General features: G+C 42.4%; 9 protein-coding genes and 1 pseudogene. 2 read left to right on the top strand and 8 right to left on the bottom strand.

Features of this window, described 5'->3' with window-relative positions; all coding sequences use genetic code 11:
• The 4 genes and pseudogenes from HGJ98_RS19235 to HGJ98_RS19220 all read right to left on the bottom strand — a co-directional run.
• Positions 1–186, bottom strand: a pseudogene (locus HGJ98_RS19235) (methyl-accepting chemotaxis protein); the annotation flags it as partial.
• A gap of 159 nt (positions 187–345) precedes the next feature.
• The gene (locus tag HGJ98_RS19230; protein WP_291353326.1) at positions 346–1,641 is read right to left on the bottom strand and encodes a methyl-accepting chemotaxis protein; all 1,296 of its coding nucleotides are present in this window, start codon (positions 1,639–1,641) and stop codon (positions 346–348) included.
• 20 nt (positions 1,642–1,661) lie between these two features.
• On the bottom strand, positions 1,662–2,972 hold the full coding sequence (locus HGJ98_RS19225; protein WP_291353325.1) for a methyl-accepting chemotaxis protein: 1,311 nt from the start codon (positions 2,970–2,972) through the stop codon (positions 1,662–1,664).
• A 66-nt stretch (positions 2,973–3,038) separates the two neighbouring features.
• Entirely contained in the window at positions 3,039–3,941 is a 903-nt protein-coding gene (locus HGJ98_RS19220) for an MBL fold metallo-hydrolase (protein ID WP_291353324.1), read from the bottom strand.
• A 148-nt stretch (positions 3,942–4,089) separates the two neighbouring features.
• On the opposite strand from HGJ98_RS19220, the gene HGJ98_RS19215 reads away from it, so the two are divergent.
• Positions 4,090–4,245 (top strand): hypothetical protein, encoded by a 156-nt coding sequence (locus tag HGJ98_RS19215; protein WP_291353323.1) that lies wholly within the window; start codon positions 4,090–4,092, stop codon positions 4,243–4,245.
• A gap of 101 nt (positions 4,246–4,346) precedes the next feature.
• On the opposite strand, the gene HGJ98_RS19210 is transcribed toward HGJ98_RS19215, so the two are convergent.
• The 4 genes from HGJ98_RS19210 to HGJ98_RS19195 all read right to left on the bottom strand — a co-directional run bounded on the left by HGJ98_RS19210 (position 4,347) and on the right by HGJ98_RS19195 (position 10,591).
• A complete protein-coding gene (locus HGJ98_RS19210) occupies positions 4,347–6,119 on the bottom strand; it encodes an acyl-CoA dehydrogenase family protein (protein WP_291353322.1) in 1,773 nt (590 codons plus the stop codon).
• A 275-nt stretch (positions 6,120–6,394) separates the two neighbouring features.
• Complete coding sequence (locus HGJ98_RS19205; RefSeq protein ID WP_291353321.1) at positions 6,395–7,552, bottom strand: acetyl-CoA C-acyltransferase; 1,158 nt, start codon at positions 7,550–7,552, stop codon at positions 6,395–6,397.
• Between the two features lie 11 nt (positions 7,553–7,563).
• Positions 7,564–9,951, bottom strand: a complete 2,388-nt coding sequence (locus HGJ98_RS19200; RefSeq protein WP_291353320.1) for a 3-hydroxyacyl-CoA dehydrogenase/enoyl-CoA hydratase family protein — start codon at positions 9,949–9,951, stop codon at positions 7,564–7,566.
• The gene (locus HGJ98_RS19195) at positions 9,938–10,591 is read right to left on the bottom strand and encodes a TetR/AcrR family transcriptional regulator (protein ID WP_291353319.1); all 654 of its coding nucleotides are present in this window, start codon (positions 10,589–10,591) and stop codon (positions 9,938–9,940) included. Before HGJ98_RS19195 ends, HGJ98_RS19200 begins: the two co-directional genes overlap by 14 nt.
• Before the next feature lie 244 nt (positions 10,592–10,835).
• Between HGJ98_RS19195 and HGJ98_RS19190 the strand changes: the two genes are divergently transcribed.
• Positions 10,836–11,006, top strand: coding sequence for a hypothetical protein (locus tag HGJ98_RS19190; protein WP_291353318.1), 171 nt, complete (start codon positions 10,836–10,838; stop codon positions 11,004–11,006).
• Positions 11,007–11,010: the final 4 nt, after the last annotated feature.

Below are 11,010 nucleotides of genomic sequence, written 5' to 3'. Positions count from 1 at the left end.
AATGCCAGATAATACAAACATAAATAGTATTTTTATTGAATTTGACCGATCAAGTTTCATAATATAAGCTATCACTAGTCCCATTATAGATACCATAGGAACCACCGTAATTAATGTTTGACCAATGTACTTGACCAAACTGATTGTATGCTTCTTGTTTTCCTTTTTTTCATATGTGCCTTCCACTGAATCCCCTCCCATTTTACCCCAAAAGTGGCTATACGAAAATAATAACACGGTTTTGAATATTATGATAATTTAATCAATTAATGTTCACTATCCTCAAATATTAAAATACTCTTCTGCTATTATATTAAACCTCTTTGTGAACACGAAGGGTATCGTTTATACCTTAAAACATTCAATTTCTTTCAGAAGTTGATTGGCATTTTTCGCTAGAGACTGGGCCTCTAACGCTACTACTTGCATAGTTGCAGTCACTTCAAAAGTTGCTTGCTCAATAGATTCTGCCGTGATAGCTGCTTCCTCAGAAACTTGAATAACTGTATTTACATAGTTCGTCATTTCTTTCATACTTCCAAGAGTTTGTTCAATAAAAGAGGCAATATCTGAAATGTTAACTGACACCTCTTTTGTTGAAGAAGTAATAACTGAAAGAGTTTCTTGTGCTTCACGGATTGAAGCAACACTATCCTTAACCTTTAAATCTGTTTGCATCATTCCTTTAACTGCATAATTAACACTCTGTTGGATAAGAGTCGTAATTTCTGTAACTTCCCTTGTAGAAGTAGCTACATTCTCTGCGAGTTTGCGAATCTCGTCAGCAACCACGGCAAAACCTTTCCCATGTTCCCCAGCACGAGCTGCTTCAATCGCTGCATTCAGTGCTAAAAGGTTCGTTTGTTGTGCTACTTGAGCAATTGTTTCGGTGATAGAACCAATATGATTAGATTGTTCGGCTAGTTCCTCAATGGTTCGCGCAGATTTATTTACAGCTTTATTCGTCTCTTCCATTGTTGAAACAATAACTGAGAGTTTGACAAGTCCATCTTCCGAATTTCTTTCAGATTTAACAGCCTCTTCGGAAACGGCCATGGCATTTTGGGCAATCATTTGAGCAGCACTTTCCAATTCAGCGACCATTGTTTCCATCTGTTTTAAGGTTTGTACTTGCTCTCTCGTATCTAAGGCCATTTGGCTCGTAGACTTGGCAATGCGGTTATTCGTTGTGGTTACTTCTTCGGAGCTTGCTGATAATTCTTCTGACGAAACAACCCAAGAGTTTGCCATATCACCAATGTTATGTATGATTTCGTTAAAGTTAATAATCATATGGTTAAACGCCCGCCCTAACTCGGCAATATCACGTTTTTTTGCTGTGTCAATTCGTTGAGTTAAATCTCCTTCTGATACCAAACGAATTCCTTGTTGCATCGCATAAATGGGCTTAAAAATTAAGTAATAATTTTTTATCATTATAATAAATCCGATGAATGTCGCTGATAGTACAAAGCCTAGAAAAACTACAACAGATTTTGACCAGTTAAGTTTCATAAAATAAGCTATAACTAGACCCATAACGCTAAGCATAGGAACAGCAATACCCAAATTTTTGCCCAGATACTTTCCTAAACCGATATCCTGCTTTCCCTTTTTAGGGTATTCCTCACTACCATACATTAAGCCTCATCCTCCTTCCTTTAGAGAATCGCTTTGAGAACTTTAAACCGTTTTAATTCTTGTTGAATTTGACTCGCATTTTGGGCTAGCGATTGGGCTTCTGACGCAACATTTTGCATGGTTGAGGCAACTTCAGTGGTCGAGTCTTCAATTGCCTCTACTGTTGCTTCTGTAGCTTGTGAAACAAGGACAAACCTATTTACATGCTTCTTCATTTCCTCCATACTTTCTAGTGTTTGCTCACTAGATGAAGCAATATCTGAAATATTTGCCGAAACTTCTTTTGTTGAATGTGTGATGATCTCTAAAGCCTTCTGAGCCTCCTGTATCGAGGCAACACTAATTTTTACACTCGAATCTGTTTGCATCATGCCTTTAACCGCATAATCTACCCTATGTTGAATAAGAGTAGTAATTCTCGTTACTTCACGTGTTGAAGAAGCTACATCCTCTGCGAGTTTGCGGATTTCATCTGCAACTACCGCAAACCCCCTCCCATGGTTCCCGGCCCGAGCAGCTTCTATTGCAGCGTTCAGTGCCAATAGATTCGTTTGGTTTGCCACTTGGGCAATTGTCTCAGCGATTAATCCGATACGATTTGATTGATCCGCTAGATCTTCGATAGTCCTAACAGAATTGTTTACGGACTGGTTTGTCTCCTCCATAGTAGTCACTATTTCGGAAAGCTTCGCTAATCCTGCCTCCGAATGTCTTTCAGATGTCACAGCTTCTTTAGAAACTGACTTTGCTCTTTGTGCTATCATACGAGACGCATTTTCAAGTTCGGTTACCATAGTTCTCATTTGTTCTAGCGTTCGTACTTGATTATGAACTTCCTCAGCCATTTTACTTGTATTACTGGCAACATCGCTATTCGTTGCAGTCACTTCTTGAGAGCTAGCGGATAATTCTTCAGACGAAGTAACCCATAGGTTTGCCATCTCTCCAATCTTATGAATAATTATATTGAAGTTCTTCACCATCTGGTTAAATACTCGACCTATATCCGCTAAATCGCTTTTTTTGTTAATATTAATTTCTTGGGTTAAATCTCCTTGAGCAACCAAGATAATCCCCTTCTCCATCTCATAGATTGGCTTCAATAGAGAATAGTAGTTCTTTAGGGAAACAAGAGCTCCTATGGCTGCTCCAAAAAAAAGAAAATACAAAAACAAAGATAAGGTTTGAGGCCAACTTAGATCAATTAATAAAGCAAGAGCCAATCCAACCGAGGAAACCACTGGAACGCCTATTCCTAAGTTTTTGCTAAGATACTTGCCCAAACTTACCTTCTGCTCTCCCTTATTAGGTTTTCCTTTGCTACCTCTCATTTTTGTCCGCTCCTCATATTTATTTCAGACTAATTATTAATAATTAGTCTGAAATGCAATTGCTTATTATACTGCCTGTTTTTTTAGTTGCTCCCACCCATAAACATAATGTAATTGTACGAAAAGAAGTCCTGGATGAATCTTCTGTTTGCCAAAGTTTGAGGCAGTTAAATATACTGTCTCAGCTGGATGGTATTCGTTAATTTGGTGGTACAATTGCTCTCTAATTTCTTGACAACGTGCAACTAAGTTATCACTATCTGATCCATGCCCCGGTAAATAAGTATGAGTGCGAAGGGCTTCGATCCTTTTTAGACTTTCCAGATAGCTAGGCAAACCGCTAACCACATTGCCCTTTTCCTGCCAGATCCCAGGATAGGGAATCTCATCAGGAAGAAGCATGTCTCCTGAAAATAGTATCGAATCTTTCTCATTATAAAACGACATATGTCCAGCTGTATGGCCCGGTGTAGCAATCGAACGCAACAATTTATTGCCCGCCATGATAGTTTCGTCGGGTTGGATGAATGTTACTTGATCGGGTAAGGCTGTTAAGTATTGTAGTCTTTTTGAAATCTTCAGCATCCCCGGTATTTCCATTTCTGGAACTCCCCATTCCTGAGTTGCCCATTCATTAAGACGATTGAAGGCTTGTCCCTGTACAAAACTCGTCCATTCTTGGTAATCCCGAGAACCGACAACTATTCGTGCTCCTTCTTGGGCAAAAGTTTTTGCTGCTCCCGCATGGTCAACATGCCAATGAGTAACCAGGATCTGCTCTAGTTTTTTAATCCCTACCTTTTTCATACCTTCATGAACAGCCTCAATTACTTCTGGTGTATTAGTTCCTGCATCTAACAACGTGGGTACTTCCCCTGCGAACAGGTATAGATTTACAGCATCCACATTGAAAGATAAAGGAATTTTTAACATAAAAACATTATCTGATACTTCTTTTATGTCTGTCATTTTAAAGATTACCTCCATAATCAATGATTATTTATTACTTTTATCTGTATAATAAAGTACAATTGAATAGTAAGGCAGAAAATGATTCAATAAATCTAAATGCACAAGTTCTAGTACTAACAGTTTAGTGTCAGTCAGGAGGATATCAATGAATAACACCCAAACATCCGTAAAAGATAACCCTTATCAATACCGAGTCATTTGCGAGCGTTGCCACAAGACGCTATTCTATTCGGGTCAAGAAAATGGGGAAACTATATCCGTGCTTTGCGATAAATGCACGGAAGCAGTAATTGAACGATAATTAATTGACACAAAAAACTGAAAATAGGTTTTCAACAAAAGGCCATGTCCTAGTAAGACGATGGCCTTTTGTTATATCATAATTGTTATTGTATTATCTTTTTAGTAATTGCTGGGATATCCTTCTTTTTCAATAATATATTTAGCAATTTCTTGTCGCATTCCGATCATATCCACGTTGGGACGTCGAACAAGCTTACGCATTCCAGCCAGTACAGTGTTGAGGGAATCCCCTTTCTCGACAGCACAAAGAACTTCCTTTGCCTGTTGCTCAAGAATATTAAATGCTGCATAAGCACCAAGAGTTGCAGCCTTTTCGACAAAGGCTTTATGCTCTTCAGAAACATCCAAGTTTTGAACTTTCTGAGCACGTAAAACTCCACTTTCCATAGCGTAGACTTGGAGGACCATCTCAGCCATTCCCGTTAGAATAAATTGGTTGTCCTTCAAAGCCATACCCAGGTTTTGCGCTGCCAGCCCTGCAGCCATTAAGCATAGTTTCTTAGCCTTCTGGGTCATTTGGTTAAGTGCTTCTAATCCTTCTGCACTATTACCCATTCCAGCTGAAACCAGATCTTTACTAACGGCTTGGGCTGCCTGAAGTAAAGGAAGTTCACCTGTCATAGCTCGCTTCAAGAGTGTTCCTGGAACAAGCAGACGGTTAATTTCATTTGTTCCTTCAAAAAGTCGATTAATACGAGAGTCACGATACATACGCTCAATCGGATATTCCTTGATAAAGCCATAACCGCCATGAATCTGAACCCCTTCATCCACGGCGAAATCCAAAACTTCGGAAGCATAGACTTTGTTGAGGGAACACTCAATCGCATACTCCTCTAAAGCCTTTCCAGCCTCTTTACGGCAGTCTCCCGTTAGATCGAGACCATGGAATCCAGTCTCCATAAGACCGGCAGTACGATAAACCACACTCTCAGCCATATAGGTCTTGGTGGCTATTTCTGCAATCTTATGTTGAATTGCCCCAAAGGTATTGAGTGCTTCTCCGAATTGTTTACGTTCGGAAGCATACTTCAAAGCAGTCTCCAGGACCACCTGCACACTACCGATAGCCCCAGCTGCCAATTTAAAGCGGCCGACATTCAAGATATTGAAGGCCACAACGTGTCCACGCCCCAGTTCACCGACCACGTTTTCTACAGGAACCATTACATCTTCCAAGATTACTTGACGGGTTGAAGAACCTTTAATTCCCATTTTCTGTTCTTCTGGTCCAAAAGATAGTCCCGGTGTTTCCCGTTCGACGATGAAATTGGTCATTTTTCCGTCTACCTTAGCATAGACGAGGAAAACATCAGCAAATCCCGCATTGGTGATAAATTGTTTAGTACCATTGAGGATATAATGGGTTCCCTCTGCATTTAAAACAGCGGTGGATTTTGCGCCTAAAGCATCCGATCCCGAACCGGGTTCAGTTAAGCAATAGGCTGCAACTTTAGTACCGTTAGCAAGTCCCGGCAGATATTTTGCCTTTTGCTCAGGTGTGCCAAAGTAGACAATGGGTAAGGTTCCAATCCCAGTATGCGCTGCATAGGCAACTGCAAATGACCCTCCCCGAGGAACTTCTTCACCTACCACTACTGTGGAAGCCTTATCCATAGCTAGACCTTCAAATTCTTCAGGGACTTCTAACCCTAGTAACCCCAATTCTCCAGCTTGGCGCATAAATTCACGAACAACGCCTTCTTGTTGCTCTTCCATTTCCTCTATCTTTGGAGCAACTTCTTTGGACATAAAATTATGAGCCATACGCTTAAGTTGCTTATGGTCTTCATTTAATTCCTCTCGTACGTATACTTGATCAGGAGAAACTTCAGCGAGTAAAAAACCGCCTCCGCGTAATTCTAATTCCATGGTTACATCCTCCTCTTTATCGAGGTACGAAGTTCGAGGTTCGAAGTTCGAATGGAGACGTTCGCTTTCGAACGCCTTAACATTGAACCGAATTACTCTACTCTGCACCAGGTGCTTCTTCTACATTTACAGATTAAGTTTTGCAAGTCGGGAACGGTTCTCTATGTTTATCCAATGCCGAGAACCGTCCCTACGCTTCGCCCTGCTTGCGCAAGTCAAGGGTGTTCGGGGCTCGAAGGATTCATTCTTCGAACCCCGAACTCGCGTCTTGCATTTTACAATAATTCGTATACACCAGCAGCGCCCATGCCGCCACCGATACACATCGTCACCATACCATACTTTAATTTCCGCTTGCTCATTTCACTCAAAAGCGTCGCTGTAAGCTTAGCACCCGTACAACCAAGGGGATGCCCAAAGGCAATAGCCCCTCCATTAACATTCACCTTAGCCGGATCTATGTCTAGCGTCTTAATGATCGCCAGCGATTGGGAAGCAAAAGCCTCATTTAATTCGAATAAATCGATTTGGTCAAGAGTTAACCCTACTTGCTTTAATACTTTTGGAATAGCTCTAATCGGGCCAATACCCATTAGCTCTGGTTCTACACCGGCAACTGCAAAGCCACGCCAAACGGCTAAAGGTTTAAGATCAAGAGCCTTCAGTTTTTGTTCAGACATAAGTAGACTCATGGCTGCACCGTCACTGGTCTGGGACGAGTTCCCTGCCGTAACAGTACCCCCAGCTTTAAAGGCTGTCCTTAATTTCGCAAGAGACTCCGGAGTGGTCTCGGGACGAATCCCTTCATCTTTTGTGAACCACTTTTCCCCGGGTTTTCCGTACATAGGCAAAGGAACTGGGACAATCTCATCGTCAAAACGTCCGCTGCTTTGAGCAGCCCAAGCCTTTTGATGACTTGAAGCCGCAAAAACATCTTGTTGTTCACGGGTTATTTCATATTTCTTGGCTACATTCTCAGCAGTAATACCCATCGAAACATAGGCTTGTGGCGCATGTTCTACCAAGTATGGATTTGGTGCAGGTTTCATACCACCAAGCGGCACCGCTGACATACTCTCTGCTCCTCCAGCGATCATCACTTCTGCTTCGCCTAAACGTATTCTGTCTGCGGCCATAGATATCGCCTGTAGACCTGAAGAGCAAAAACGATTGATGGTTACCCCGGAGACATCAATGGGCAAACCAGCGCGCAGAGCCATGATCTTGGCCATATTCATCCCCTGCTCTCCTTCTGGAAAGGAGCAACCAATAACACAGTCCTCAATCTCCGCTGGATTGAGAGAAGGAACTCGTTTAAGGATATCTTGTATAACATAAGCACCTAAATCGTCCGGTCGAACCAGAGCCAAGGCACCTTTGACCGCTTTACCAATAGCTGTCCGTTTGGAGTCAATAATGAAGGCTTCTTGCATGCTTTTCCCCCCTAATTCCGTAATGGCTTGCCTTTAGCGAGCATGTGGCGGATACGATCTTGGGTCTTCGGCTCTCCGACTAGGCTCATAAAGGCTTCACGCTCGAGATCTAAGAGATATTGCTCATCCACAAGCATTCCTGCCGGGCGATCTCCGCCAGTAATTGCATAAGCGATTTTTTTGCCTATATGCTGGTCATACTCTGAAATATAATTGCCTTCGCGCATGCCATGCAGCGCCAATTCTAAGGTCGCACGAACTCCAGCTCCACCGACTTTATATTTCGTTGGTAAATTAGGTCGGAAGTTGCGTGCCAAGTCAATAACACGTGCCTTAGCATCCAATATTACGTGATCTGGATTCATACTATAGCGATCATGGGCACGTAAGAAGCCCAGCTGCCGGGCTTTTTCAGCACTTGTTGAAACTTGAGCCATAGCCACGATCTCAAAACGCTTAGCAAAGAAATAATCAGGAGATACCTGCACGCCTGGAAGAATTCCTTCCATAGCCCGTATAGCCATTTCCTTGGTTCCTCCACCGCCAGGAATTAAGCCAACTCCAACTTCGACTAAGCCCATGTAGGTTTCCGATGAAGCCTGAATAGCATGGGAGTGCAAGCAAACTTCTGCACCACCGCCAAGTGTCATTCCAAAAGGAGCCGCTACAACAGGTTTTTTGGCAAATTTCAAGGCCATTGTTCCGTTCTGGAATTGACTAACCATATAGTTTAAATCATCCCAGTTTTCTTCCTCAGCTTCCAGGAGAATCTGCATCAGATTAGCACCCACGCAGAAATTCTTACCCTGGTTACCAATGACCATCCCCAGATAGTTCTTCTCGACTTCTGCCAGAGATTTATGAATCATGGTTAAAATATCTTCGCCAATGGAATTACTCGGAGAGTGGAATTCTAGGCAGGCTACCCCATCTCCCAAGTCAATCAGGCTTGCTCCAGAATTACCCAAGATTTTCTTTCCATCTTTATGGGCTTGCTTAAGGGAAAAGGCATAAGGACTGACTGCTTTTGGATGATATTCACCATCCGCAAAGTAAGAGACTTGACCAGATTCAGACTTTTGATAGAAGCGTCCGTCTCCGTTTGCAAGTACTTTTTCAACTAGAGGAGGCAGAGTTCCGCCTTCGGCAACCACACGATCTGCGATTGCTTTGACCCCAAGGGCATCCCAAATTTCAAAGGGTCCCATTTGCCAGTTAAAGCCCCAGCACATGCCCTCATCAATTCCAGAAATATTATCGGCAATATCCTCAGCAATCGTCGCAGCATAGAGTAAGACTGGTTTTAGGACATTCCAGGCAAACTCTGACCCGGCATCCTTGCCATTTATTAAGGTGCGAATCTTTTCTGTCAGGCCGCCAGCCGCTTTGGCTTTATCGAGGGACGCAAATTTCACATTTTTCTTAGGAACATAGGTCATGGTCTGAGGATCGAGCACTTCAATAACTCTTCCTTGTGGACCTTTAGATTTTTTATAGAAGCCCTGCTTGGTTTTATCTCCTAGCCAACCATTGGTCAGCATTGTCTGCACAAATTCAGGCAAGGTAAAATTATCCTTTTCCCCAGGTACTCCAACGGCAACAGTATTAGCAGTATGGATAAAGGTATCCAGCCCGACCATGTCAACCGTTCTAAAGGAGGCGCTCTTAGGACGTCCCATCACTGGTCCAGTAAGAGCATCTACCTCATCCACTGTGAGACCAGAACGGAGCATTTCTTGAAGAGTCACTGCCAAACCAAACACGCCAATACGATTGGCAATGAAATTCGGTGTATCCTTGGCCAGGACAACTCCTTTGCCTAAGACCCTCTCGCCAAACTCTGAAATATAGGCTAGCACCGCTGGATCAGTATTTGGACCAGGAATAATTTCTAAGAGTTTCATGTAGCGCGGGGGATTAAAGAAGTGTGTACCTAAGAAATTGCGAGTAAAGCTCTCAGGTAATTCATCTACCATCGCTTTTAGAGAAATCCCTGAGGTATTAGAACTGACAATGGTTCCCGGGCGGATATTAGCAGCGATTTTCTTGAAAAGGTCCACCTTAATATCAAGGCGCTCTACGACAACCTCAATGACCCAATCAACTTCGCTTAAGCGAGCTAAATCGTCACTTAAATTTCCCACCTCAATACGTTCTGCAAATTCCGGTACAAATAATGGAGCAGGATTCATCTTCAATAACTTAACTTTATTGCCTTCTGCAATACTATTTCGTACCTTACGATCCTCCAAGGTTAATCCGGCTGCTTCTTCTTTAGCCGATAGTTTGGAAGGAATAATATCAAACAATAGGCTTGGGATTCCGGCATTGGCCAAGTGGGCAGCGATGGTGCTCCCCATCACGCCTGACCCTATAACTGCTACTTTATGAATCTGCATTTCCATCCTCCTCTCGTTTCGGTTCAACGGCACCTCGTTTTATTTTTTTCGGTTCTTCTTTTAACCGAAGTGCACTCTTAAATAAAGCTGTCATAGGCTCTATTCCACTTATCAAGGTTCGTGGACTACGGGCCATCACCCAATCAGATGTGGCCTCATCTAAAGCGCCAAAGATCAATTGACGAGCTATCCGCTTATCAATTTTGGGAACTTCTCCACAATCTATACCTTGCTGAATCACCCCCTCAATAAGGTTAAAATAATCACTAACCGTACTATTAATGGGTAATCGCACACGCGGGTCGGACTGCCTTAGCTCTAATTGAGTTACAATGGCTACAGAGCGGTTTTCTTCCATATAGGAAAAATGTGTCCTAACAATCGTCCGTAAGCGTGCTTCTGTCGTTTTACACTGTGAGAGCTCGCGACTCATACCCGTGATAAATTTTCCCATTCGATCCTGAAAAACCCTAATTAAAACATCCTCTTTGCTTTTGAAGTATAAGTAAATCGTACCATCTGCGACTCCGGCTAACCGAGCAATCTTGTTGACTTGACATTGGTGAAAACCGGATTCGGCAAAAGCTTCAATGGCAGCATCGAGAATCCGTTGGAATTTAATCTCGCGCTGCACGTCCATGTAATTACACCTCACCTCTTCTAGAAGATATTGCCTATGAATGAATAACCATTCACCTATAACTCATAATACCATAGCCTCTTAAAAAAATAAATAGATTTTTCAGAAATTAATGGTCGGTTCTCAAAATAGTTTTGAACTTGACAAATAGCACGGCTATCTTATGATTATGTTGTGTTATTGAATACCCCCCTAGAATAGACATCAAACAATGAACACTAGCTAGTATGAAAGGACGATCAAGATGAAAGTGAGGATTTTCAGTTCCCCGGATTCTCGAATCTTAGAAAAAGAAGTTAATCAATGGTTAGAGGATAATAGTTGGGTTAAGGTGATCAATATTACTCAGAGCTCAGGAACAGCCACCGTCCTCTCTATTTGGTACGAGGAACCCAACGTTCCTATTCTTGGTTAATTGA

The organism is Desulfosporosinus sp., assembly GCF_014237355.1.
Lineage (GTDB): Bacteria > Bacillota > Desulfitobacteriia > Desulfitobacteriales > Desulfitobacteriaceae > Desulfosporosinus.
Note: the sequence above shows the minus strand (reverse complement) of the source record. Positions and strands in the feature narration are given on the sequence as shown.